General features: G+C 59.6%; 26 protein-coding genes and 2 pseudogenes. 9 read left to right on the forward strand and 19 right to left on the reverse strand.

All coding sequences use genetic code 11. The annotated features are described in order from the left end of the window. Window positions 1–15: 15 nt before the first annotated feature. Both ISN39_RS20590 and ISN39_RS20595 read right to left on the reverse strand, forming a co-directional pair. Complete coding sequence (locus tag ISN39_RS20590; RefSeq protein ID WP_074066321.1) at window positions 16–693, reverse strand: glutathione S-transferase family protein; 678 nt, start codon at window positions 691–693, stop codon at window positions 16–18. A gap of 11 nt (window positions 694–704) precedes the next feature. Beyond that, complete coding sequence (locus ISN39_RS20595; protein ID WP_194728699.1) at window positions 705–1,130, reverse strand: DoxX family protein; 426 nt, start codon at window positions 1,128–1,130, stop codon at window positions 705–707. Window positions 1,131–1,210: 80 nt separating this feature from the next. Here ISN39_RS20595 and ISN39_RS20600 point away from each other — a divergent pair, with 80 nt between their 5' ends. Further along, window positions 1,211–1,651 (forward strand): MarR family winged helix-turn-helix transcriptional regulator, encoded by a 441-nt coding sequence (locus tag ISN39_RS20600; RefSeq protein ID WP_194728700.1) that lies wholly within the window; start codon window positions 1,211–1,213, stop codon window positions 1,649–1,651. On the opposite strand, the gene ybaK is transcribed toward ISN39_RS20600, so the two are convergent. From ybaK to ISN39_RS20615, 3 genes are read right to left on the reverse strand one after another with little or no spacing between them, the layout of a single operon-like run. Then, on the reverse strand, window positions 1,648–2,121 hold the full coding sequence (ybaK, locus tag ISN39_RS20605; protein ID WP_194728701.1) for a Cys-tRNA(Pro) deacylase: 474 nt from the start codon (window positions 2,119–2,121) through the stop codon (window positions 1,648–1,650). The two genes, ISN39_RS20600 and ybaK, sit on opposite strands and share 4 nt — an antisense overlap. A gap of 1 nt (window position 2,122) precedes the next feature. Beyond that, the gene (locus ISN39_RS20610; RefSeq protein ID WP_194728702.1) at window positions 2,123–2,473 is read right to left on the reverse strand and encodes an ArsC family reductase; all 351 of its coding nucleotides are present in this window, start codon (window positions 2,471–2,473) and stop codon (window positions 2,123–2,125) included. A 1-nt stretch (window position 2,474) separates the two neighbouring features. Continuing rightward, a complete protein-coding gene (locus ISN39_RS20615; RefSeq protein WP_194728703.1) occupies window positions 2,475–3,536 on the reverse strand; it encodes a succinylglutamate desuccinylase/aspartoacylase family protein in 1,062 nt (353 codons plus the stop codon). Window positions 3,537–3,843: 307 nt separating this feature from the next. Here ISN39_RS20615 and ISN39_RS20620 point away from each other — a divergent pair, with 307 nt between their 5' ends. From ISN39_RS20620 to ISN39_RS20645, 6 genes are all read left to right on the forward strand, one after another. Beyond that, complete coding sequence (locus ISN39_RS20620) at window positions 3,844–4,407, forward strand: methylated-DNA--[protein]-cysteine S-methyltransferase (RefSeq protein ID WP_194728704.1); 564 nt, start codon at window positions 3,844–3,846, stop codon at window positions 4,405–4,407. Window positions 4,408–4,578: 171 nt separating this feature from the next. Next, complete coding sequence (locus ISN39_RS20625; RefSeq protein WP_194728705.1) at window positions 4,579–5,109, forward strand: dihydrofolate reductase family protein; 531 nt, start codon at window positions 4,579–4,581, stop codon at window positions 5,107–5,109. A gap of 345 nt (window positions 5,110–5,454) precedes the next feature. Further along, window positions 5,455–6,033, forward strand: coding sequence for a TetR/AcrR family transcriptional regulator (locus ISN39_RS20630; RefSeq protein WP_194728706.1), 579 nt, complete (start codon window positions 5,455–5,457; stop codon window positions 6,031–6,033). A 143-nt stretch (window positions 6,034–6,176) separates the two neighbouring features. Next, window positions 6,177–6,665 carry a hypothetical protein gene (locus tag ISN39_RS20635; protein WP_194728707.1) on the forward strand — a complete coding sequence of 163 codons (489 nt, stop codon included), beginning with the start codon at window positions 6,177–6,179 and terminating at the stop codon, window positions 6,663–6,665. A 97-nt stretch (window positions 6,666–6,762) separates the two neighbouring features. Next, window positions 6,763–7,062, forward strand: coding sequence for a hypothetical protein (locus tag ISN39_RS20640; protein WP_194728708.1), 300 nt, complete (start codon window positions 6,763–6,765; stop codon window positions 7,060–7,062). After that, window positions 7,062–7,493 carry a type II toxin-antitoxin system VapC family toxin gene (locus tag ISN39_RS20645; RefSeq protein ID WP_194728709.1) on the forward strand — a complete coding sequence of 144 codons (432 nt, stop codon included), beginning with the start codon at window positions 7,062–7,064 and terminating at the stop codon, window positions 7,491–7,493. The genes ISN39_RS20640 and ISN39_RS20645 overlap by 1 nt, the downstream gene beginning before the upstream one ends. Here ISN39_RS20645 and ISN39_RS20650 read toward each other — a convergent pair. Beyond that, window positions 7,486–7,782, reverse strand: a pseudogene (locus tag ISN39_RS20650) (nuclear transport factor 2 family protein); the annotation flags it as partial. The gene ISN39_RS20645 and the pseudogene ISN39_RS20650 sit on opposite strands and share 8 nt — an antisense overlap. Before the next feature lie 721 nt (window positions 7,783–8,503). Beyond that, on the reverse strand, window positions 8,504–9,157 hold the full coding sequence (locus ISN39_RS20655; protein WP_194728711.1) for a hydrolase: 654 nt from the start codon (window positions 9,155–9,157) through the stop codon (window positions 8,504–8,506). A gap of 153 nt (window positions 9,158–9,310) precedes the next feature. Here ISN39_RS20655 and ISN39_RS20660 point away from each other — a divergent pair. Then, window positions 9,311–10,180 (forward strand): annotated as a pseudogene (locus ISN39_RS20660) (LysR family transcriptional regulator); the annotation flags it as partial. Window positions 10,181–11,021: 841 nt separating this feature from the next. Here ISN39_RS20660 and guaA read toward each other — a convergent pair. The 9 genes from guaA to ISN39_RS20705 form a co-directional block, all read right to left on the reverse strand. Continuing rightward, window positions 11,022–12,584 carry a glutamine-hydrolyzing GMP synthase gene (gene guaA / locus ISN39_RS20665; protein ID WP_074066356.1) on the reverse strand — a complete coding sequence of 521 codons (1,563 nt, stop codon included), beginning with the start codon at window positions 12,582–12,584 and terminating at the stop codon, window positions 11,022–11,024. 94 nt (window positions 12,585–12,678) lie between these two features. Then, window positions 12,679–13,317, reverse strand: coding sequence for a 5'-methylthioadenosine/S-adenosylhomocysteine nucleosidase (locus ISN39_RS20670; RefSeq protein ID WP_194728712.1), 639 nt, complete (start codon window positions 13,315–13,317; stop codon window positions 12,679–12,681). Next, a complete protein-coding gene (locus tag ISN39_RS20675; RefSeq protein ID WP_074066358.1) occupies window positions 13,314–13,763 on the reverse strand; it encodes a PaaI family thioesterase in 450 nt (149 codons plus the stop codon). The genes ISN39_RS20670 and ISN39_RS20675 overlap by 4 nt, the downstream gene beginning before the upstream one ends. Window positions 13,764–13,895: 132 nt before the next feature. Continuing rightward, window positions 13,896–14,987, reverse strand: coding sequence for a DUF1513 domain-containing protein (locus ISN39_RS20680; RefSeq protein WP_194728713.1), 1,092 nt, complete (start codon window positions 14,985–14,987; stop codon window positions 13,896–13,898). Window positions 14,988–14,991: 4 nt separating this feature from the next. After that, window positions 14,992–16,089: an imelysin family protein gene (locus tag ISN39_RS20685; RefSeq protein WP_194728714.1), complete on the reverse strand. Its 1,098-nt coding sequence runs from the start codon at window positions 16,087–16,089 to the stop codon at window positions 14,992–14,994. Beyond that, window positions 16,089–17,627, reverse strand: a complete 1,539-nt coding sequence (locus ISN39_RS20690) for a di-heme oxidoredictase family protein (protein ID WP_194728715.1) — start codon at window positions 17,625–17,627, stop codon at window positions 16,089–16,091. The genes ISN39_RS20685 and ISN39_RS20690 overlap by 1 nt, the downstream gene beginning before the upstream one ends. Before the next feature lie 46 nt (window positions 17,628–17,673). Next, window positions 17,674–18,945: an imelysin family protein gene (locus ISN39_RS20695; RefSeq protein WP_194728716.1), complete on the reverse strand. Its 1,272-nt coding sequence runs from the start codon at window positions 18,943–18,945 to the stop codon at window positions 17,674–17,676. Between the two features lie 230 nt (window positions 18,946–19,175). After that, window positions 19,176–20,465: an RsmB/NOP family class I SAM-dependent RNA methyltransferase gene (locus ISN39_RS20700; protein WP_194728717.1), complete on the reverse strand. Its 1,290-nt coding sequence runs from the start codon at window positions 20,463–20,465 to the stop codon at window positions 19,176–19,178. 143 nt (window positions 20,466–20,608) lie between these two features. Beyond that, complete coding sequence (locus ISN39_RS20705; RefSeq protein ID WP_074066364.1) at window positions 20,609–20,977, reverse strand: septal ring lytic transglycosylase RlpA family protein; 369 nt, start codon at window positions 20,975–20,977, stop codon at window positions 20,609–20,611. On the opposite strand from ISN39_RS20705, the gene ISN39_RS20710 reads away from it, so the two are divergent. Further along, the gene (locus tag ISN39_RS20710; RefSeq protein WP_194730279.1) at window positions 20,919–21,203 is read left to right on the forward strand and encodes a hypothetical protein; all 285 of its coding nucleotides are present in this window, start codon (window positions 20,919–20,921) and stop codon (window positions 21,201–21,203) included. The genes ISN39_RS20705 and ISN39_RS20710 overlap by 59 nt on opposite strands. Window positions 21,204–21,376: 173 nt before the next feature. Here the strand turns inward: ISN39_RS20710 and ISN39_RS20715 are convergent, their stop codons facing one another. The 3 genes from ISN39_RS20715 to ISN39_RS20725 are packed head-to-tail and all read right to left on the reverse strand — an operon-like array spanning window position 21,377 to window position 24,111. After that, the gene (locus ISN39_RS20715; RefSeq protein WP_194728718.1) at window positions 21,377–22,249 is read right to left on the reverse strand and encodes an SDR family oxidoreductase; all 873 of its coding nucleotides are present in this window, start codon (window positions 22,247–22,249) and stop codon (window positions 21,377–21,379) included. Next, the gene (queG, locus tag ISN39_RS20720; RefSeq protein WP_194728719.1) at window positions 22,249–23,406 is read right to left on the reverse strand and encodes a tRNA epoxyqueuosine(34) reductase QueG; all 1,158 of its coding nucleotides are present in this window, start codon (window positions 23,404–23,406) and stop codon (window positions 22,249–22,251) included. The genes ISN39_RS20715 and queG overlap by 1 nt, the downstream gene beginning before the upstream one ends. A gap of 12 nt (window positions 23,407–23,418) precedes the next feature. Then, window positions 23,419–24,111, reverse strand: coding sequence for a glutathione S-transferase family protein (locus tag ISN39_RS20725; RefSeq protein WP_022713395.1), 693 nt, complete (start codon window positions 24,109–24,111; stop codon window positions 23,419–23,421). Window positions 24,112–24,246: the final 135 nt, after the last annotated feature.

Below are 24,246 nucleotides of genomic sequence, written 5' to 3' on the forward strand. Positions count from 1 at the left end.
AGAGACCACCCGATCTTAGGCAGCCGCCTGTTCAAGCAATGCCGACTGATGTTTCTCAAGGAACGCGATGAGCCGCTCGTGATAATCGGTAGCGGCGGCTTGCCTAACACTCGGCCGCTGCACAAGCGTGCTTCGCCAACCCTTCACCTTTTCCAGGCCATCAAAGATGTGGCTGTCGCTGATTGTGTCGAAGACATCGAAGTATCGGAAGATCGGTGCGAAGACGGCATCCACGAGGCTGAAGTTCTTCCCGACGAAAAGTGGTCCGCCGGAAAGCTCGGTTTCGATGATAAGGAATTTCGATGCAAGGACCGTTCGTTTGGTCTCCAGCACCCGCCGGTCGCTAGTCGTTTCGTACATCCAGAGATCGGCAAGGATCGACGAGCCGAACTCCATCCATCCGCGATGCCGGGCGCGTGTCAGGGCATCTTGGGGATGAAGCCTCGGCCCGGGTTGCGTTTCGTCGATGTATTCGCATATTGCCGCACTCTCGAAGAGGGCGACCTGCCGCCCGTCTTCCTCGATCAGCAGAAGCGGAACCTTGCCGAGCGGAGAAATCTTCAAAAACCAGTCCGGCTTGTCATCGAGATCGATGAAAACGCGCTCGAAGGCCGCACCCTTCTCACCAAGGGCAATCGCAGCCCGCTGCACATAAGGGCACAGGTGGTGCGAGATGAGGGTAAGCTTTTGCATGGCATATTCCCTTAAGAGGCTTTTGCAGGTGCAAGCGGTTGCGAAGGGCGAAGCGCGAAGGCGCCGTCTCCGAGCATGGCCTGGGCGATCGAAAGCACGATCAGATAGAGCGGATATTCCCAGCCGCCGCCGGGCGCAGTAAAGACCCAGCCGTTCGCGCCATGCGCCCAGATGATCGCGCCGGCAAGGGCCGGTACGAGCGCCAAGGCGGCGATGCGGCTCTGAATGCCGAGAACCAAGAGCGCCCCGCCGACCGCTTCGGCCGCAAAGGTGAGGTAGGCCAGCCAGCCCGGCAAGCCGATCGACGTAAAATATCCGGCGGTCCCCATCAGTCCGAATGTCATCAGTTTCAGGACGATGCTGTGGGCGAGGTACATCGTGCCGAGGCTGATCCGTAGCAGGGCAGTTGCATAGAGGATGGATTTATCTGTGTTCATGTTCGTCAGTTTCCCATGATAGATGTAAATGCATATAATTTATCTTGCTCCTTCGTCAAGGTAAATGTAATTGCATCTATATGGGCAAAAAACCGCGATCCGAGACAACTACGCAGGCGTGGATCGCCATCATGCGTGCTCAGCAGCGCCTGCTGCGGGAAATCGAGAGCGACCTCAAGAAAGCCGGCCTGCCGCCGCTTGGCTGGTATGATGTGCTCTGGGAGTTGGCGCGCGCGGAGGAAGGCAAACTGCGCCCCTTCGAAATCGAAGAGCGGACGCTGCTCGCGCAATACAATCTCTCGCGGTTGATCGACCGGCTCGAACGCGAGGAGCTCGTCAGCCGCGAGACGTTCGCCGAAGACGGGCGCGGCCGATGGGTTGTCATTACGCCGGCCGGCCGGGCGCTTCGCGAACGCATGTGGACCGTTTATTCCAAGGCGATCGAGGTCCATGTCGGCTCGAAGCTTGACGAACCAGCCGCCACGGCGCTCGTGAATCTGCTAGCGCGATTTTCCGCCTAAGCGATGAGCGAGGCAGCTTTGGCATTCAGCGTCGTGAGCGCCTCCTTCGGCGCAAGGCGCACCTGCAGTCCGCGTTGACCGCCGTTCATGTAAACCAGAGGCTCAGTGAGCGTGGCCTCCTCCAGCGCCGTCGGAACCAGCTTTTTCTGGCCGAACGGGCTGATGCCGCCGACATGATATCCGGTCAGCCGCTCGGCATCGGCAGGCTTCATCATGTTTGCCGTCTTGCCGCCGAAGGCGCTGGCAAGCTTCTTCATGCTGACGTCGCGATCGGAGGGCACGACGACACAGACTGGCTTGCCGTCCACTTCCGCCATCAGCGTCTTCAGCACGCGATGCGGCTTTTCGCCGAGCGCTTGGGCGGCCTGGAGGCCGACGCGTTCGGCATCCGGATCATAGTCGTAGCGATGCACCGTGAAACTGACACCGGCTTTGGCAAGAACCTGCGTGGCGCGCGTCGTCTTGGACATATTATTTTTCGAATTCCGCCCCGTAGCTCTCAGGCTTGAAGCCGACCAGCAGCTTGCCGCCTGCTTCCAGAACCGGCCGTTTGATCATCGACGGCTGGCCGAGCATCAGGGCGATCGCCTTCTCCCGCGTGAGGTTTTCGCGGGCGGCGTCCGGCAGTTTGCGGAAGGTCGTTCCGGCGCGGTTGAGCACGGTTTCCCATCCGGCTTTGTCGACCCATTGCTCCAGATGGGCGCGGTCGATACCCACGGCCTTGTAGTCGTGAAAATCATAGGCAACACCATGCTCTTCCAGCCAGGCGCGCGCCTTCTTCATCGTGTCGCAGTTCTTGATACCATAAATGATGGCAGTCATATTAATCCTCGAGGGTTCCGGCTTTGCGCACCACGCTGCTGGGCTGGCTGCAGGCGATCTTCATCAGGTCCGCGCGCCGGCGTACCAGGCGGTCGGAAACGCGGGTGACGACAAGGCCGGCTTGCGGCGCGCGAACTTGGATGCTGCCGTCCGCCATGCCGGGACGCGTGATGATCGTTGCCAGCAGGTCGCCTTCGGCAACCACTTCACCGATGCTGCGATGAAAGAGGACCGTGCCGGACTCCGGCGAGCGGATCATCTCGATATTGTCCAGCGGCACGGCTGGACCGGCGAACGTGCTTGGCAATACACTCTCGTCTCTGATGATCTCGCGTGCAGTGAGGAAGCGCCATAGCCCTTCTGCATCCGCTTTGGCCATATCCGGATAGACATCGCGTTTGCCGCGAAGTTCCAAGGTGACGGAAAGCTTGCCGGGCAGACGGGTGCGCTTCTCGCCAGGCACTGCATATTTCCAGGCAAAGCTGATTGCCTCCTCGAAGGCCGAGCTCTCGCCATCGGAAAGGAGCACCGCGTCCATCACCAAGGCCGCGGCAAGGTCGCTCGCCTCCGGCCAGAACGCCTCGTCGATGTAGGCATATTGCAGGGATTCGTCGTCGCAATGCAGATCGAGCACGAGATCGGCGCCAAGCGCCATATGCATCAGCTGCCGCTTTAGCCGGTCGATTGCCGGGTAACGATCGAGATCGTCGATCAGGTTGTCGCGGTCCCGCAGAGAAATCAGCGGGAAATCCCGGTTGAAATTGGTCCGCGAGCCGAGATCGAAACGGCCCTGAAGCTCGCCGAAATGCGACTGTGCTGCACCAATCGGATTGGCCTGGGGTACGATTGTGATGTCGCCCGCAATGCTGTCGGCACTTTCTGCATCACGCAGCGTCCCGCAGAGAAAATGCAGAAGTGCTGTGCCCGGGAGTTCGTCGGCATGGAGCGCCGCCTGGATATAAACCTTCGGTGCGGCCGGGTCGTTGCCCTTGAACCGAAAAACCGGCAGACGCCACTCGATGCCGGGTGTGTCGCCCGGAATGATGATTTCGGAAATATCCACGCTACGTCACTCCGCAAATTCTGCTTAACGGAGCTTTATGCGAGTCCGGCGGGCAAGTGCAAGGCGGCAGATGACGCACTTCGTTTGAAGCAAGAGGCATTTCGCTATTTTCCTGCTGTCCGATCAGTGGTCACGGGCCGATATGCTCATGTTCGCTCTCGCCGGCTGGCGGTCAGGCAAAATCGCACGAACAAAATTCTGATCTTGGCCAAGGCTGTGCGAAATGGCAAACTGTTGCAAGAAACGGGTGGAACTCGAGGTCCGGCCGTACGATTTTAGGGTTCAAGTGAAGCACGGAGGCGATTTCATGGCTGAGAAAGCGCACCAATATCTGATCTTCGAAACGGTTGGTGGTTTCTGCGGAATTGCCTGGAACGAGATCGGCATCACACGTTTCCAGCTGCCGACAAAAGCCGCTGACGCGACGGAGCGACTTCTGCTGCGCCGCCTTCCGGCAGCCGAATCGGGTACCCCGACGCCTGAGGTTGCCGAGGCGATCGCTGCGGTAAAGCGTTACTTCAACGGCAAAGAAACAGATTTTTCAGGCGTAAAGCTCGACCTTGAGGGGCAGGATGCGTTCTTCAAGGACATTTATGCTGCTGCGCGCCGCGTCGGCTGGGGCCGAACGACCACCTACGGCGCGTTGGCGAAGGAACTTGGCGCCGGCCCGGAAGCGGCGAAGGACGTGGGTCGGGCGATGGCAAAGAACCCGGTTGCCCTCATCATCCCGTGCCACCGGGTGCTTGCCGCAGGTGGCAAGATCGGCGGGTTTTCAGCGCCGGGCGGCTCGAATTCCAAGCTCAGGATGCTGGAACTGGAAGGCGTCCGACTTGCGCCGCCGCAGCCGGCGCAGCAATCCCTGGGATTGTAGTCAGTGGGGATAAAAATCATTCCCACTCCATTATTTGCAAGCACCGTAACCCATTGATTGTGCTTCTCAAAGAACTGTCTCCTACGTCGTATCGTCAAGCACCTCTTCCTGGGGTGTGGCCGTTCGAGGTGTTCAAGCTATTCTTAAGAGCCTGGCGTGGAGGTTTGTAGCATGGCGAAACTCATCTTTGGAATGAACCAGTCCCTGGACGGTTATGTCGACCACCTTAAAATGCGGGCAGGTCCCGCGCTCTTTCGTCACTGGATAGAGCACGTGCACGGCCTGACCGGCAGTGTGTACGGCCGCCGCATGTACGAGATCATGCGTTATTGGGACCAAGACCATCCTGAGTGGAGTGCGGAGCAACATGAGTTCGCGGCGGCGTGGCGGCGCCAACCGAAGTGGGTCGTGTCGCGCTCGTTGAAGTCGGTCGGCCCCAACGCCACACTTGTCGAGGATGGCATCGAGGGGGTGATACGTGGTCTGAAGGCTCGGCTAGTTGGGGAGATTGCGGTTTCCGGGCCAGACCTAGCACGAAGCCTGACCGACATTGGACTTATTGACGAGTATCGACTTTACTTCCATCCCGTCGTGCTTGGTCGCGGCACGCCATTCTTCGCCGGCCCGCGGCCGCCGCTCCGCCTTGTTTCCACCGATCCCGTTGGCGAGGATGTGATTAGGTTGACGTACGTTCCTGCTTAATCGCGGGCGGCTGGTTCGACGGACTGCGCCGACGCATCAGGTCCGCAATCGGGTCGATTCCGGAACGGCGGCTTTTGGTCAGGGCTTCGCGCTACCAGAGTTATTGAGCCATTGCTGATCCAGGCGACAGAATTTGTGCACGCGGCCTAGGCGACGCCGAGCTTCCCGTCACCGGGCGTCGAGAGCTCCTCGGGCGTCAGAAACGCGGCCAGATCCGCCGCCTCAGCGCCCATTTCAGGCTTGCGCACAGCACCTTGCCGGTAGCCATCTCGCCACTCATGGCAGGAAAGGTACGGCTAACCGCTTCGAGTTGACATTCTTCCTACTAGTTGGTAGGCATCAATCATGAGAAACCCACCGACCAAGGCTGATGAGATTCTTCGCTGTGCGCGCTCCCTAATTATCAGGGGCGGCTACAACAGTTTTAGCTACGCCGATATTTCCAGTGTGGTCGGCATTCGCAATGCGAGCATTCACCACCATTTTCCCAGCAAATCAGATCTGGTCCGCAAACTGGTTGCACAGTACCGGGAGGAGGCTGAAGCCGGGATCGCCGAACTGGAACGAAATGTCTCCGATCCGCTTGAACAACTTCGCGCTTATGTCGGCTATTGGGAGGGGTGTATCGCTGACGAGACTCACCCCTTCTGCGTCTGCGCGTTGCTCGCCAGCGAGATTCCGGTTCTTCCCGAAGCAGTCGTTCTTGAAGTGCGCGCGCATTTTCGAAGGCTCTCGGACTGGCTCACCTCCGTGCTGGAGCGTGGCGCCGCACAAGGCCGACTCGCGCTGACCGGGACCGCCAAGGCCAACGCTGAAATGTTCATGGCCATCGTGCATGGCGCGATGCTTTCAGCGCGCGCCTACGGCGATGCCACGACTTTTGGCGCAATAACCCATCCCTTGCTGAAGCGCATCGCCGCCTAAATATTGGAACTTTCCCAGGGAGGTGGACGCATGATCACGACCTACCGACTAATAGATAGACAACGCTACGCTCGCAGATTTTGTCAGCGGCAGTCTGCTTGCTCGACCAACCCCGTCCCTTTGGATGAGAAAGGCAATCTCTCATGTTCGGAATTTCTCCGCTCGGCTGGATCCATACACTCGGTAGCCTGCCAGCCATTCCTGTGGCCTTTTACATGTTTGCCCGTCATGGTCGAATCGTTCCCCGATCCACGCTGGGCGCCGCCTATTTTGTTTCCATGCTTATCGGCGCCGCAACGGTCTTCCTCGTGGCACATCAGCCGGTCAGCTACGGCATCGGCACCCTGACCATCCTGCTCCTGCTTGCAGGTTACGGAATCGAATGCATTCTGGGTTCAGCGCGCATAGCCAGATACATTGAAACCATCTGTCTGAGCCTGAGTGCGTTTCTTTTGATGGTGCCGACCGTTAGCGAGACCCTGCGCCGTGTTCCGGACGGCCACCCCTTGGTTACCAACTTGAAATCGCCGCTGCTTCTCGGCGCTCAAGGGGGGCTGTTGGCTATTCTCGTAGTCGGCTTGACAGCCCAAATCATCTACCTGGCAAGGCAGGGAAAGACTGCCGCGAACTAGTCGGAGCGCCATATCGCCCGCGGCAGCTGTTCTCTCTACCCACCTTGTGGCAACCGCCTTTTCTGGCTATATTACTGGAAATCGGCAGGAGGTCACCATGGGCAGCTCTCAGAAGCGTGCGATCCAGAACTATAGGTCTCGTCTAAGCGAGCGTGGACTCGCCCGTTTCGAGGTGCTTGGTCGCGATGCTGATCGTGATCTCATCCGGTCGTTGGCACGTCGCTTGGCCGAGGATGGTCCGGAGGCGTCAAGGCTCCGTGCTGCCGTTAATCAGACTATCACTGGAGAGCCACCCAAGAGAGGCGGAATTCTCGCGGCGCTCCGCCGCTCCCCTCTGGTCGGCGCTGACCTCGACCTGACTCGCCCGCGCGAAGAAGGCCGCAAGGTCGATCTTTAATGCGTTATCTGCTCGACACAAACATCCTCAGCAATGTCACCAAACCCGCGCCGTCAGAAGCCCTGCTGGCGTGGATGGCTGACCAAACCGATACAGACCTATTCATCTCCTCGCTAACCGTCGCCGAAATCCGTCGCGGCATCCTCGAGAAACCTGCTGGCAAGAAACGCGAACAGCTGGAGGTATGGTTCTCCGGCGCCGAAGGTCCACAGGCCCTTTTTGCCAGTCGTATCCTCCCTTTCGATGAGAAGGCTGGCTTAGTGTGGGCGCGACTGATGGCGGACGGAAAGACCAAAGGCCGCCCCCGGAGCGGCCTCGACACCATCATTGCAGCCATAGCCGAGGCCAATGAATGCGTGGTTGTCACTGACAATGAAAGGGATTTCGAGGGGATCGATATCGTTAACCCGCTGCGGGGGCGTGCTAGATGAGCATAGCCACGCTCGCGTGTTCATGTTGTGTTCTCATCGGCACCGACTCGCAATGCTCAGCTAGCTTGCCGCCCTCAACCCGAAAGAGATCGATCACCACCTGCGATTCGTCTGCCCAGCCGCGGATGCGGCCGTGGATGGCAACGAAATCGCCTTCAGCGACGATCAGGCCGGGCTCGTAGTAGACGGCCGGCGATAGGTCAGCGACGAGCGCTTGCAACGCGTCGCGACCCTGGGGAATGTTGGGATTGTGTTGGATGTAATCTGGAGCGTAGAGGCGTTCCACTGCCGACGCATCATACCGCTAGAACAGTGAGGTCATCGCCTCGAGCACCAGCGCCTTGTTGCGCTGGGGACGATCATCGAAAACTCGATCAGCAGGGCGAGTGACCGCAAATGTCCCGGTCATTCGCAGAAACTGTCGCCAGGAAGCGTTGCGTACGAGTAGATCAGGCCGCGATCATAGTCTTGAATATTCGTGACTGTCGCACGGTCCTTCTCCTACCAGCTTACAGCGAAGATGCTGTTGCCGAGTGGTAAGACTTTGAATATCGACGATCTCGGTCCGAGTAAATGGCCCTTCCTTGATCTCGAACCTCAATTGCGTAACTGATAGTAGCGTCAGACTGACTTGGAAGTTCGGATAGGAGACATCCATTTCCAATCCGGTGGCGAAACGATCCGCCGACATTTTTATGGTCCTTTCTCTGGGGCGATGGATTGCCCGGCTGAGCCGGCTGCAGTCGCGGGCAATGGCTAACGGAGTTCTGCACCATGCGCGTCCAGAGCCCACTGAATCCGACGCTGAAGCAATTCGCTAGGTCGGCCTAAGGCGCGTTTGGCCGCGGGCCTCCGCGTGACTCAAGCAGCGCGGCTCGTGGTCGTTGATCATGCCGACCGCGTGCATCCAGGCATGGACGGCCTTCCTATTGAGAGGGGGTGACGAGGTTCGATAAGCGATCCGCTTTTTCGCAACGCGTCGCTCGAAAACCTCTGCACCCCCGCCCAGATCAGCCCGCGGTGCTCGGCACCGGCGTGTTAAGCAACTGCTGCTCCCACAGGTACGCGATGCCGCTGCCAGCGGCGTGCTGCTTGAGCACTTCCGTCAGCTCGCCGGCGTGCTCGGTGCGCGCCCAGTCGCGCTGCCACTCCGATGCCAGCGCCAGCCAGGTCATCATGTTCGCGCCGGCCGCGATCATGCGCTGGATGGCGACCTCGTGCGCTTCGACCGACGTGCCGCCCGAGGCGTCAGTGATGACCGTGACATCCCAGCCTTCGCCCAGCGCCTGGATCACCGGCATCGCGACGCAGATCTCGGTCCACAGGCCGGCGATGATGAGCTGCTTGCGGCCGGTCGCCTTGACCGCGTCCACGACCTTCCTGTCTTCCCAGGTGTTGATGAACGTCCGGTCGATGACCTCCTGGCCGGGAAACACGTCGGTGATGTGAGGGAAGATGGGGCCGCCCCGTTCGGCGACGACGCTCGTCAGGATGGTGGGGACGCCGAACGCCTTGGCGGCCTTCGCCAGCGCCGTCGAGTTGTTGACCACCGCATGCGGGTCGTGGCTGTTGAGGTTGGCAAGCTGGTAGGGCTGGTGGTCGATGAGGACGAGTACCGAATCTTCGGGACGAAGAAGCGAAGCAAGGCCATTACGAAAGGTCATTGTTACATCCTTTGCTGCCGTGTGAGCGGCATTGGTTTTTCCGGGAGACATGCGCCAGGGGCGACGTTGCCTGGAAGCAGTCTTGCCGTTCCCGTGCATGATGCGGTAGTAGCCTTTTGTGGCAAGCTGTGTCGCGAAATGGGGAACGCTGAATTGGACATCGAAGAGCTGCAGACCTTCGTAGAAGTTGCTGATGCTGGGGGAGTTTCGCCTGCTGCGCTCCGGCTCGGCGTCTCCAAGTCAATCGTCAGTCGACGGCTCTTCCGGCTTGAAGCGGAACTTGGTGTCCAGCTTCTTGCACGGACCACCCGGGGCGCCGCTCTCACGGAAGCAGGGGCCACGTTCCGAGACTATGCAGCAAGAGTCTGCGCCGAGATCGACGTGGCCAGGGAAACGATCCTACCCGCCGGTGACCTTCGCGGCCGCTTGCGAGTTGCAGTGCCGCTTTCTTTCGGCCCGACTCACTTCGCTCCCATCCTCGCGGAAATGGCGCGACGCCACCCCCAGCTCCAAATCCACACCTGCTACAGTGATCGCTTCGTCGATCTCATCACAGAGGGTTATGATTGTGCGATACGGGTAGGCTATCTTCAGGACTCTAATTTGATCGCAAGACGTGTCGGCCCGATCTACGGGAAGCTCGTCGCGAGCCCGGACTACATCAAGGCGCATGGGTCGCCCGAGACGCCGGAGGAACTCGTCGCTCATGAGGCCCTCATGCAGGGCACCGAAGCCTGGCAACTCATGGATGGCGACAAGATCATCACGGTTCGTCCGCAGGGGCGCTTTAAAGCCGACAACGGCACTGCTCTAGTCGCCGCCGCGGCAGCAGGACTCGGGATCGCTTACCTGCCCGATTGCCTTACCCATGAATATATAGCCTCCGGTGCGCTTGTGCCGGTCATGACGCACTATCCACCACCCCCGGCAGGTGCATATGTCATCCGCCCGCCAGGTCAGGATCCCGCACGGAAGATACGGGTCCTCACCGAATTGCTGATTGAGTATTGCGAACCTGCTCCGCACCTCGCGGGACGTGCCCCTGTCTGGGATACTGGGCGACCCCGAAGCCACCGCTGTCCTTATCGACCATGTCGCCGCACTCGCGGCACAGCCAGAGGCCGTTCCCCCCGACCGACGTGCAGCCTCGCTTTGGTCAGGATCGTACCACGGGCCGCCGCACAGATGTGCGCGGCATGTCCGGTTCCGAGGCCGCGCTCACCGCCCGACCGCGGGCCTGCGGTCAATCTAAGGCGATGGGGGTTTGAGCAAAATTTCGCGGCCCGCATTGCGAGTTCACGCTTCACCAGCAGGCTGAACTCATGACGTGGTATCGGGTCTCCGTCGATCGTGGACGACGACCCATAGCCGCTCTGCTGCCCCACTTCGCCGAGTTTCGGCCTGATTTTGAAGGATGGTGCGGGTGGTCGGAATCGAACCGACACTCCTTGCGGAACCGGATTTTGAAGGGAGTCGCGTTTACAAAAAGCGGCGCCGTTGCCGTAGTCCGGTGCTTCATCAGATCCCGATTTCCGTGATCCACGCACCTGTGCGGCACCTAGTTCAATGACGACGTCACCGTCCTATGTGCACGCCATAGCCCTCTATTTCCCGATTGATCACCGTGAGGGCTTCCACCGTTCGCGATCTATTGTTTTCTATCTCCTCACTACGAGCCTCATTGCCCGTGACGGTACTTTTAAAAATGCGGCTAAGCAATATGCCCGAGGTCCGTCAGATGGACCGCCAGTGCCAAACTCCACCCACCGATAGCTGTCGATCGTTATCGACATGATTTATTTTTATTTTCAGTGGCTTACGTCGCACCATGGCGTAAATTAGGCGGGGTTCGGATAGGCCTGAATCATTCCCACTCGATCGTGCCGGGCGGCTTCGAAGTCACGTCGTAAACCACACGGTTGATGCCGCGCACTTCGTTGATAATGCGGGTTGCGGCGCGGCCGAGGAATTCCATGTCATAGTGATAGAAATCCGCCGTCATGCCGTCGACCGAGGTGACGGCGCGAAGCGCGCAGACGAATTCGTAGGTGCGCCCGTCGCCCATGACGCCGACGGTCTGGACCGGAAGCAGCACCGCGAAGGCCTGCCAGATCGCATCGTAGAGACCTGCTTTACGGATTTCGTCGAGATAGATGGCATCGGCTTCGCGCAGGATGTCGAGCTTCTCGCGAGTGATGCCGCCCGGGCAGCGAATTGCGAGCCCCGGGCCTGGGAAGGGATGGCGGCCGATGAAGCTATCGGGCAGGCCGAGCTCCTTGCCGAGTGCGCGCACTTCGTCCTTGAAGAGCTCACGCAGCGGCTCGACGAGCTGCATGTTCATGCGCTCCGGCAAACCGCCGACATTGTGGTGCGACTTGATAGTAACCGATGGGCCACCGGTGAAGGATACGCTTTCGATCACATCCGGATAGAGAGTGCCCTGGCCCAGGAAATCGGCGCCGCCGAGCTTCTTGGCTTCTTCCTCGAAGGTCTCGATGAACAAGCGCCCGATGATCTTTCGCTTGGTCTCCGGATCGCTGACGCCTTCGAGCTCGCCGATGAACCTGTCCGAGGCATCGACATGTAGCAAGTGTAGATTGTAATGCTCGCGGAACATCGCAACGACGCTCGCTGCCTCGTCTTTGCGCATCAGGCCATGATCGACCAGGATGCAGGTGAGTTGGTCGCCGACGGCTTCATGAATGAGGAGAGCTGCGACCGAGCTATCGACGCCGCCGGAAAGCGCGCAAATGACGCGCTTGTCGCCGACCTGCTGGCGGATTTGCTCGACCGCCTTCTGGCGATAGGCCGACATCGACCAGTCGCCCTTGATACCGGCGATGTTGTGAATGAAGTTGCCGATAAGCTTCGCGCCGTCCGGGGTATGCACGACTTCCGGATGGAACTGCACGCCGTAATATTTGCGCTTTTCGTCGGCGATGAAAGCATATGGCGCGTTGGAGGAGGTCGCGACGACCTCGAAGCCTTCCGGCAGCGCCGTGACGCGGTCGCCGTGACTCATCCAGACCTGATGGCGCGAACCCTTCGACCACAGCCCTTCGAACAGCGGGCAGTCCTTGTCGACGTCCAGGAAAGCGCGGCCGAATTCGCGGTGATGGCCGCTCTCGACCTTGCCGCCGAGCTGCATGCACATCGTCTGTTGGCCGTAGCAGATACCGAAGACCGGCAGGCCGCTGTCGAAGATGATCTGCGGTGCGCGGGGCGAACCTTCATCGACCGTCGAAGCCGGGCTGCCGGACAGGATTACGGCCCTCGGCTGAAGGCGCTTGAAGCCCTCTTCGGCGGACTGGAAGGGAACGATCTCGCAGTACACACCCGCCTCGCGCACGCGGCGTGCGATCAGCTGGGTCACCTGGCTGCCGAAATCGACGATGAGGACGCTGTCGGGATGTGCTGTCTGGGTCATGGCGAGCCTTTAATGAAAAGCACCCGTCCTGGCAATCCAGGAAATCGGCCGAGCCGGGATTTTATTGTCTTGATTGTCCCTGCTTTAGAGGGTTTCAGAACCAGAAAACACCATCCTCGAGCGCGGTGAATAGGCTATCGACGGCATAGGAGAGCTTGCGATCAATCACGTGCAGATACTCCGTCCAGCCGGAAATGTGCTGCAGTTCTTCAGCGCCGTCGGAGATTCCGCGAAGGCCGATCAGCGGCAGCTTATAGCCCTGGCAGGCGCGCAGAATCGCGAATGTTTCCATGTCCACCATGTCGGCAGCGATATTCCTGTAGGCCGACCCCGAAATGACGTTGCCACCGGTGGAAAGGCTGGCCTCAGGAATACCGGGAATGCGGAGCGGCAGATCGATGACCGCTGGAAGATCGAGGAAGGGTGTGTGGCCCTTCTCGAAACCAAGCGGCGACGCATCCATGTCGCGGTAGGAAACGGAAGAAACCTGATAGACTTCTGTCTGCTCAAGCGTCGCGGAACCTGCCGAGCCGAGAGAGACGACAAGCTGCGGCAGGTCGTCGGCCTGATCGAGCCGGGAAAGCGTCTTCGTCATCGCGACCGCCGCCTCGACCGGACCGACGCCTGTCATCAGCGGTTCGAAACGGGAGCGCAGGAAGGGGCCATATTCGGCTTCCGCCGCCATGACGAAGAGGATGGACTTGCCGGCGACCGGCTTCAGTTCAAATTTCATCCCGTGATTCCCTCTCTGCCGCGAACGACCATCATCGTTCCCGTCATGGAGGCGATCAGCTTGGCCGGTCCGTCGCCGATCGCATAGCCGCGCCCGTCGGCGACGATGATATTGGAGCCTGGTTTGGTGATCTCGCCGCGAAACAGGAAGCGCTCGCCGCGCCCAGGCGACATCAGGTTGACCTTGAATTCGATCGTCAGGATCGAGGCATCGGCGTCGATGACACTGTAGGCGGCAAAGCCGCAGGCGCTGTCGAGAGCTGCCGAAATGATGCCGGCATGAAGAATGCCATGCTGTTGCGTGAGCTTGACGTCGAAGGGAAGTTCGATCTCCACCACGCCGTGCTCGACGCGCGTCAGCTCGGCGCCGATCGTTTCCATTGCCGCCTGGCGGGTAAAATTCTGACGGATCCGTTCGCGGAAGTCGCCGTTGTTCCTAACGCTCATGCATTTGTCCCCTTGCGGCCGCGAAAGTGGCACGGCGCGTCGGTTTCGACAAGGATGAAAGGGAAGCAGTTCCGATATGCGATCGAGCCGAGTGCCGCAAAGACGGTCCGCAGCACAAGTACTGGCTGAAGATCAAGCGCGCTCGCGGGCAATCCTGACGATATGCTGATCCCATGCCACATTGCTGCGCGTCGCAAGGAACTCACCGTCATAGGAAGAGACAGCAAATCCATGCCGGGCGGGCGCGATGCCGGCAGCGTCGGGGATGATGTCTTCGGCCAAGACCTTGCCGGAGTTGGCGTCGATGATCGCCGATGCACCCTTCGGCGACGTCACGCCGACGAGGGCGTCCTTGCGGTTGACGGCAATGGCGCCGACATAGTTGCCGAGCTGGCGGGTCGTTTTCTCCGGCAGATCGACGAAGGTTAGTTCCTCGCCTTTGGCGAAGTGGCCGACGAGCGGCGGCAGGTCGTTACGGTGGCCCTCGTACTGGCATGCGAACCACACGCGGCCATTGGCGTCGATATCGACGTGACGGGTCGAGACCTGCGACCATTGCCGCGGCATCACATGTTTTTCGACGAGCGTGCCATTGGACGCATCGATCAGCGTCAGCGATGGCTGCATGTTGCCGAGGTTGAGCTTCGTGCGGCCGAAATCCGGATGGGTCTCGATGCCACCATTGGCGATGACAAGCCAGCGGCCGTCATCGGAGACGGTCATATCGTGCGGGCCGACCCCATAGGTCTGGAACTCGCCGATGCGGGCGAAGCGGTTTGTCACGTCGTAGAGACCGATCATGCCGCGATTGCCGTCAAAATCGTTCTCACTGGCATAAAGCAACCGGCCGTCCTGCGAAAAGGTACCGTGTCCGTAGAAGTGGCGGCCTTCGGCGGAGGTGATAACGACCGGCTCACCCCTGTTCCAGGGATCGAAGATCATTGCGTAGGTGCCGGGACGGCGAGCGAAGGCGACGGTCTTGCCGGTGGTTGGGCTGAAAGCCATGCCATGGGCACGTGCGGGCAGGGCGACCTGATCGACGATTTCGCCGCGTTCGGTCACGGTCGCGACCGCGAAGGAGCCGTCGGCGGCGCGGATGCCCGAGGCATAAAGCGCATCCGCGCGCTCAAGTGCCAGCAGCCCGCGCGGCTGCAATGCGGCGAGAAAGCTCAGGCCTGCTGCCTTGACGAAACTGCGTCGGTCGATCGCAGCGCTCCGCCACATCGGCTCAGTCCCCGTCGGAGAAGGAGAAGCCGGCCGAAAGGCCGATCGCGCCGCCATATTCGTCGCTGATGCGGGTGATCAATTCACGGCTCGTCGCCAGAAATGCGTCGAGCTTGGCTTTCTCCGCATCGCTGGTTGCCACGTCGATATCCGGATTGAGCTTCGGGACGGTATCAAGCAGGGTCTTGAAGTTCGCCTCGATTGCATCAGCAACGGGTTTCTTGTCGGCAGGCAGAAGTTCTGCCATTCCGGCCTTCTGCCAGAGCGTGCGCAGTCCCTCGAGGTTTGCCGTCATCGATTTCCAAGTGTTTTTCGAGCGCCAATAGATAGCCATGCGCGGGCGCGGTGCCGTGTCATCCCGGCCTTTGTAAAACAGCTCAAGCCGCTGATCGCGGACGGTTTCGACGCCGTGGACAAGAATGCCGAGAAGCGCGGTCACCGCTTCCTTGTTATCCATGAAATCTTCGCTTTGGGGACCGGGACGTTTCCAGCTTGCCTGCACGCCGTCCGGCTTTTCCCAAGCCGCAACGACTTCGCCTGCCTCGCGCTGGATATTGCCCGCAACAGCAGCGCCATATTGGCAGCGGAACCCGTTCTTTTGTTTGAGGAGATCGTCTGAGCCGTTGCCGTAAAGCACGTATTCAAGCGCCGTCAGACCCTGCAAGGCGACGCTCTTTTCCCCGATCGAGTCGACCGTTGCATCCTTCGGGTCGGCCTTGGCGAGCAGTGCCTGTACCTGTCTAAGGCCGACGCCCTTTCGGTCAGGGAAGAAGAGGATGTGTTCGAAGAGATTGTCGTGCATTACCGGGCCGGTTTGCACGATCTCGATGATCGACCAATAGCGGATCGTATCGTCGAAAGCAGATTTGGCCTTGTCCAAAGTCTGCTGTGTGCCACCGTCGCAGAGGTCCTTCATCGCCGTCGTCAAGCGTGCCGTAGACTGTTGCATGTTGCGGTAGCCGGGGCGGATCACCTCGTCGACGGCCCGCGCCATCACGCCAGGCACCGCTTCCTCGTTCAGCCCCGTCGGCGTCGACGCAGTCTGTGCAATTGCCGATGCCGCAAGCATGAATGAAAGCACGAGAGGTTGCCAAAGGCGCATTACAGGGACTCCAGGAATCGGATCAGGGCCTCTCTATCGTCTTTCGGCAGAGAGGAGAATGCATCGCGGGCTTTCTCGGCTTCGCCGCCGTGCCAGAGGATCGCTTCGGTGAGATTTCTGGCGCGGCCGTCGTGGAGGAAAAAGCTGTGTCCGCTGACAGTCCGGGTCAGTCCTATACCCCATAGCGGCGGCGTGCGCCATTCACGTCCGCTTGCGTGGCCAACTTGCTGGGCATCGGCAAGACCTTCGCCCATATCGTGCAGCAGGAAATCCGAATAAGGCCAGATAAGCTGAAAGGACTGAGCTTTTTCGGCGGCATCCCGACGTGTGACGAATTTGGGTACGTGGCAGGATATGCAGCCGGACTGATAGAAAAGTTCCTTACCCCTCAGCGTGTCGGGGAAGCTTGCCTTTCGCCGCGCCGGTACGGCTAGATTCGCGGAATAGAAGGTCACGAGATCGAGGACAGGCCCGGGCGCCTCTTCATTGCCCAGGCGCTTTTGAACACCGGTTGGCATTTTTTGGCATTTTATCTCGGCCTGCATGCAATCCCCATGTGCATCCGGCCGGTCGGGCGTCGATATGCCGATGTCGCTGGAGAAGGCGGCAGCGCTCTGGTCGCGCACAGTTGCATTCTGTGCCTTCCACCCGAAGCGGCCAAGGGCGACTGCGCCTGTGCGATGATCACGCACGATGGCAGCCTTGCCTGAAATGCGGTTACCATCTTTGTCGTCCGGGTCGGCATGCGCGAGGATGTCGGCTGCTGGAATGGCTTCGATGAGGCCGAGCCCGATCATCGCCGGGGCGACGCGCGGCGATATCGTTGTCGCCGGATCGAGCGGGCCGTAGGCAAGATCCTTCACTTCGTAGGTCGGCGTGCGCAATGAGACTGTTTCTCCGCCGGCAAGCGTAACGGTCTTTTCCGCATAGCGAATGGCCATCTTCCCTTCGGCGGCGAGACCGGGCACGGCAAGGTCCTGCAGCTGATGACCATAAGTAGGGTCCGGGAAATTGACGGCGCTAGCATTTGCGATCACCTCTCCTTCTTCCGATGTCGCCGCTGCTCGTCCAAGGCGAAAGAACATCGATGTGGCGCTGACGCCGCCTTCCGGTGGCCTGCCGCGTCCGTCGTTGACGTGGCAGCTCATGCAGGAGCGCGCATTGAAGAGCGGCCCGAGGCCATCCGACGCCTGTGTCGAGGATGGCGCGGAAACCCAGAGCTTCTTGAAGAGTGCGTTGCCGAGCTTGAAGTTCTGCTCTTCTTCGAAGGGGATGTTTGCCGAGATATGCGAAAAGGAATCCTGCGTTACCGGATCGACCGATGTGGCGGCACCCGCCTGCATCGCCTCGTATGGCTCGGCTTTGGAAAAATCACTCGCCGGGCGCGTCACGGCCTCGACGCGCTTCAAATCGGCATCGGAAAGATCGGTGCGTTTCGTCGGGAGATTAAAACCGGCGGCAAGAGCCACCGGAACGCCGGCAAGCGTGGCGCAGAAAGCAGCGCAGAGAAAAACGCGACGAGCCGGATTATGCGGCATTTCAGAGTTCGGGCCGCTTGGGTTTGGAAGCGGCCCGCCTTTTTGATTATTGGAAGACAGCGTCAGGCTTATCCAAGCTGTCGGAACCTTCAAGCTGAACCGTGCCAAGATCGAGTGCGGCAATGACACGCTGGATCGACTTCGTTTGGTCAACGAGACCGTCGACAGCGGCTTGAACGGCGGCGTTGCCGTCCTTGTTGCCTTCGGCAATCATCTGGTCGTACTTCTCGACCGTCTCGCCGCGTTTTGCCATGGCATGCATTGCATCAAGCGTCGTCTTCAGCTTGCCCGCGACTTCGGTATCGAGTGCCTTGTCTTTCGCGGCAACGAGATCGTGCAGCGACGGGCCGGTCAGCTTCGTTCCGTCGACGCGGGTATATTCCCCGCTGTAAGCGGCGGCGATGCCGATCGCATCGTTGAGGTGCGAGTTATAGGTGTTGTCGGAGAAGCAATCATGCTCCTCTTCCGGATCGTGCAGCAACAAGCCGAGCTTCATGCGCTCGCCGGCGAGTTCGCCGTAGGAGAGCGAGCCCATGCCGGTCAGGATCGCGACGAGACCCGCCTTCGGATCGGCTTCGACGTTCTTCGTCGCAGCACCGTCAGCCACCCAATTATCGGTCATTTCTTGCAGGTCGGAGACCAGAAGCGTGGATGCCGACTTCAGATATTCGGCGCGGCGATCGCAATTGCCATGCGTGCAATTCTTGAGGTCGTAATCGGTTGCCGGGCGGCTGCCCGCTCCCGGACCGGTGCCGTTCAGGTCCTGGCCCCAGAGGAGGAATTCGATGGCATGGTAGCCGGTAGCGACATTGGCTTCGACGCCGCCTGCTTCCTGCAGCGTGCCGGACAGGAACTCCGGCGTCAGCTTGGAAGCGTCGATATCCTTGCCGTCGATCTTGATCGTCTTGTTGGCGATGACGTTTGCAACATAGAGCGCGTTCTCGTCGCTTTCCGCGCCGTAGGAGGCATCGACATAATCGATCAGGCCTTCATCGAGCGGCCAAGCGTTGACCTTGCCTTCCCAGTCATCGACAATCGGATTGCCGAAGCGGTAGACTTCCGTCTGCTGATAAGGAACACGGGCCGCAAGCCACGCATCCTTGGCAGCCTTCAGCGTCTCGTCGTTCGGCGTCTTCAGGAAGGCGTCAATCGCCTTGTCGAGCGCCTTTGCGGTGATCAGCGAGTCCTCGTATTTTGCATGCGCCACTTCGGCATAATGCTTCACGACGGCCGCAGCATCGGTGTCCGCGAGAGCCGGGCTGGATAGGGGTGCTATCGCCAGCGCCAATGCTGCGCAGAAATTCTTGTTGAGCTTCATGGTCCTCTCCTATGACGGATATCCGTCTGAAATCGCCCGAATCTCTTCGCGCAAAAGAAAACCAGTGTCAAACACTCTAGTTTGGAAAGATTTTAAGAATGGAACTTGTTTAAAAAGCGCTTGTTCAGAAAGGACTTTACTTGGAAAAGGGCGGAAAATTGAACTATTAGCGTGCAATTGTTCAATTTATGATCTGGATCTCCCGCGCGTGCGCCATCACATCAGGCGCCTTAAGCTTTACGCTGCATCCGGCAGAAGAAGAAGCCGTCCGTATCAGTCGATGCCGGTGTCAGCGTAACCGTTTCACCATCCGACGAACGCGGGCGCGGGGCATTCTTGTCGAATAGCTCGTCCCAGGCAGCCAGGGCGCTTTCGATGGAGAATGCCGGATTTTCCGCGGCGAAGCGTCGGACCTGTTGTTCATTCTCCTGCGGGAGCATGGAACAGGTGACGTAGATCAGCTCGCCGCCGGGGCGCACGAAGGCGCTCGCCTGCTTCAAAGCATCCTGTTGCTGGCTCGTGCGCTCGTCGAGGTTCTTTGCCGTCAGCCGCCATTTGGTATCGGGGCGGCGGCGCCACGTGCCGGTACCCGTGCAGGGGGCATCGACTAGCACCTTGTCGCAGCGAGCGCGCAGGCTCGAAAGCGCCTTTGCATCGTCATGCACTTGAACATTGCGCGTACCGGCGCGCTTCAGGCGTTCGATGATCGGCGCAAGGCGTTTGCGGTCGGCGTCATAGGCATGGATCTGGCCTTTGTTGTGCATCGCTGCCGCCATGGCAAGCGTCTTGCCTCCGCCTCCGGCGCAATAGTCGAGCACCTGCTCTCCATCCTTCGGCAGCACCAGATCGGCAACGATCTGCGACCCCTCGTCCTGAACTTCGAACCAGCCTTTTTGAAAGGAAAGCTCGGCTGTGACGTTCGGAAGCCGTGAGGCGCCTTCGCCGGCGGGAATCCGGATGCCATATCGCGCGATCTTCGCTTCATGAGCACCGGCTCTTTCAAGCGCTTTGACCGCCTTTTCGCGGCTGGCCTTCAAAATGTTGGCGCGCAGGTCGAGCGTCGGGCGGGAGGCGAGCGCCTGTGCTTCGGCAAGCCAGCTGTCGCCGAATGCCGTCTCGAAGGAGCTTTGCACCCACTCGGGAATATCACCTTGGACGTGGACAGGCGCGGAGGAAAGAGCCCGGCTCTGGAAGGCTGTAAGCGCTGCATCGGGCAGCGAAGGCGGCGCGAACCTATCGTCGGAGAGTTCAGCGGCAAGCGCTTCCGGCGTGAAACCCCACTGGCGGAACATGACGGCATAGGCGATCGCCAGCGGGCTGTCGTCGTCCATCAGGAACCCGTGTGAAAGCCGCATGCGCAGCGCATCGTAAACGATGTTGCCGATTGCGGCGCGATCGCCGGAGCCGGCGAAACGATGCGCAAGGCCCCAATCCTTCAGCGCGTCGGCGACAGGTCTCTTGCGCTGATCGATATCAGCAAGAACCGAAATCGCCCCCTCGAGGCGGCCGCCCAAACGCATTCACGAAACTCCTGTTGCCACGGACGTGTGCACAATCCGCGGAAGCGTGACTGACGCTGCGGATAATTTCACAAGTCTCAACCGCGTGGTAGCCGCGATTGACGGCAAGAGCAAGCGCCGTCCGGCGCTGGTATCGGACGCCTTTAGCTGGCGGCGACGACTTCGTAGCAAACCTTGGCGGTACCCGAGCGGACCATGCCGATGTTCTGTGCGGCCGCGCGCGAAAGGTCGAGAACACGGCCGCGGATGAACGGGCCACGGTCATTGACGCGAACAATAACGCTGCGGCCATTGTTGCGGTTGGTGACTCTAAGCTTGGTGCCGAAGCGGAGCGAACGGTGAGCGGCAGTCAAAATGGCAGGGTTCATACGTTCGCCAGAAGCTGTTTTGGAATGCAGTGCGTACCACGAAGCACCACCACATCCGGCTGCAGCAAATCCTTCGGCGGGAAGCATGAAAGAACTAGCTGCAATAGCTACGGCAGTGATTATAGAACGGCTGATATTCTTCAAAACGGATTATCCCTCAACTATTGAACTTGCGCCTTTAGGGGCGGCGGGGCTTAAATCCGGCGAAAAGTGGCGAAAAAGTGCCGCGGATTATCACGGAATGTTACAGTGCGTAATATTTGTGAGTCTGGCGGAATTCGAGTTGAAGAAGTGCAGTTGTCGAGAAAGCGGAAAAAAGATAAGAAAATCAGGTAAAATTAGAACGATTTTTTCTGCCGCAGCGCACTGACTTGCTATGTTGCAAAAGTAACAAAAATAATTTTCCGATCTTGCCACAATTGATGCCTCATTTGCGCAAATTCAGAGGCCGTTAACCATAATACGGAGCGAAATTTAGATCGCGAGAATGCCAAAGTAGGAATTTTCTACTCATTTCGAATGTACCGGAATGGCCCGTTCGGGTTAACCGCGCCACCGTCCGCTCTGCCACAATTGCGCAAGCGACATCGGGTAATTCGGGAAGGAAAAGGTGTAGCCCGCGGCTTTCAATTTGGCGTTCGAAACACGCTTGTTCTCGCCGTAGAAGGAGCGTGCCATCGGCGTCAGCTCGGCGGTTTCGAAGGGCTGTTCCGGAGGCGGCTCAACACCCATCAGCCCCGCTGCTTCGACAATGACATCCTGCGGCGGGCCGGGCAGGTCATCCGTCACGTTATATATGCCGCCAAGGCACCGGTCTGAGAGGTAGCGCGCCGACGCGCCGATATCCTCAACGCGGATGCGATTGAAAACCTGATCCTTCTTGATCAGGCGGCGGGCCGTGCCCCGGTTTAGATTGACAAAAGCATTCCGGCCCGGGCCGTAGATGCCCGCCAGCCGCAGTACGGCGGCCGGAATACCGAGGTCCTTGCCGAGCGCCAGCCACGCATCCTCTGCCTCGAGCCTTTCCTTCGATCGCCCGGAGACAGGAACGCAGACGGTCTCTTCGCTAACCCACCCACCCTTGTGGTCGCCGTAAACGCCAACGGTGGAAAGATAGCCGATCCACTGAAGCGCCGGCATCATCTTGCCGAGCTGGCCGCCTGCGAGATTGATCAACGGGTCTCCGGCTTCCCGCGGCGCGATCGATTGGACGAGGTGTGTGACGCTTTCCATGGCGCCAAGCAAGGCGTCGCTGATTATCTCGCCATCGAAAATGAAGGCTTCGATCCCTTGGCTGCGGAGGAGCTCAGCCTTGTCGGCCGATCTGGTTGTGCCGGAAATGCGGGCGCTTCCGGCCGAGAAAGCCTTGGCAATCGCCGTGCCGGAATAACCGCAGCCGAAAATCATCACATGCATCACACCACTCCCGCCAATTGCCATTCCGCAAGTACGCCGGCATCGGACTCATCCGGCCTTTGTGCCGCAAAGACGGCAAATTCGCCAGGCTCCATCAATCGCGAAAGCGCCCAGATTGCCATGCCGCGAACTACCGGAGAAGCGTCAGTGGCCAGCCATCGGCATTGATCGGCGAGGCTATGATCACCGGAATTGCCGGCGGCGATCAATACATTGCGGATAAAGCGAGCTCTGCCGATGCGCTTGACCGGTGAGCCGCTAAAAAAAATCCGGAAAGCCGCGTCGTCCAGCGTCAGGAGAAAGGCGATCGACGGCTCTTTCAGGTCGTCGCGCGCCTGCAACTTCATTTCGGATGCCGAGACGGCAAACTTGTTCCACGGACAGGCGGCAAGGCAGTCGTCGCAACCATAGATCCGGTTGCCGATCAGCGGCCGGAATTCGAAATCGATCGGACCTTTGTGCTCGATCGTCAGGTACGAGATGCAGCGCCGTGCGTCGATCTGATAGGGCGCCGGGAATGCATTGGTCGGACAGGCATCGAGGCAGGCGCGGCAAGAGCCGCAGTGATCGATCTCAGCGTCGTCTATATTGAGATCGGCCGTCGTGAACATCGAGCCGAGGAAGAGCCAGGAGCCGTGGCTGCGGCTGACCAGATTGGTATGCTTGCCTTGCCAGCCGAGACCTGCTGCCGCGGCGAGCGGCTTTTCCATCACCGGTGCAGTGTCGACAAAGACTTTGACGTCGGCCCCGGCGCGTGCTGCAAAGCGGGTCGCGATCTCCTTGAGCCGTCCCTTGATGACGTCGTGATAGTCGCGATTGCGCGCATAGACGGAGATTGCCGCCTTGTCCGGCTTTTCAAGAATAGAGCGTGGGTCTTCCCCGGGGCCGTAGTTGAGACCGAAGACGACGATGGATTTCACATCGCTCCACAGCGTGCGAGGATCGCCGCGGCGATCGCGCGTTTCAGCCATCCATTCCATCGTGCCGTGACGTCCGGCATCGATGAACTCGCCAAGCCGTTCCTTCGCTTCGGGTATCGAATCGGGCCGCGTGATGCGACAGAGCTCAAAGCCGAGCGTTGCCGCCTCGGCGCGAACAAAGGCGGTCAAATTGTCGCGGCGCTTGCGTTCTTTATCGTCTGCTATCCGTTCGGGCATCGAAAGCCCTCGTCAGAAATCCAGGTCTGCGTAGTGAGAGACGGGTGTCAGTCCACGCACCCGCTCTGTCAGTAGCGGGCGGAAGGACGGCCGTGATTTCATGCGCTGATACCAATCCTTGGCGATCGGCGATTCCGTCCAGTCGATCTCGCCGAGATAGTCGAGGATCGATAGCGAAGCGGCCGCAGCGAGGTCGGCATAGCTCATGCGATCTCCTGCCAGCCATTGCCGCGAACCGGCAAGCCAGGTCAGGTATTTCATATGCTGGCGGATGTTGGCGCGCGCCGTGCGCAGGATCTTCGAATCCGGTGCTCCGCCGCCCTGATCTGCGCTCATCTGCAGTTTATACACGCGCTCGCGCGCCAGGGGCCGAGTTACATCCGTCTCCATCTTCTGCATGAACCACTCACCGAGGCGGCGGATTTCCGCGCGCTGGAAGGGATCTTCCGCGAGAAGACGCCGGTCGCGCTTCAGCACGCCATGCGTTTCATCGAGATATTCCGAAATGACAGTCGCGCCGCAAAGAGCGCGCATGCTGTCGTCCACGTAGACCGGCAAGGTACCGGCAGGATTGAGCGCCAGAAAGTCGCGCCGCTTTTCCCAGGTCTGCTCTTCAATGAGATCTGCCTGAAAGCCATACTCGCTCAAAATCAGCCGGACGAAGCGTGAAGCGGATGACATAGGATGATGATAAAGCGTCGGCATCGATACCCGAATTGTTGATTTCTCGCGGCATGCTCTGGTGCACTCATGTTCATAGCGCCCTAGTCATGACTCATTCGTTGCAGCTATAGGAGCTTGGCCCCTTCAATACAAGCAAATCGGGCCTGGCCCCGCCTC

It is taken from the genome of Rhizobium sp. 007, assembly GCF_015353075.1.
In the GTDB taxonomy this organism is placed as follows: domain Bacteria; phylum Pseudomonadota; class Alphaproteobacteria; order Rhizobiales; family Rhizobiaceae; genus Rhizobium.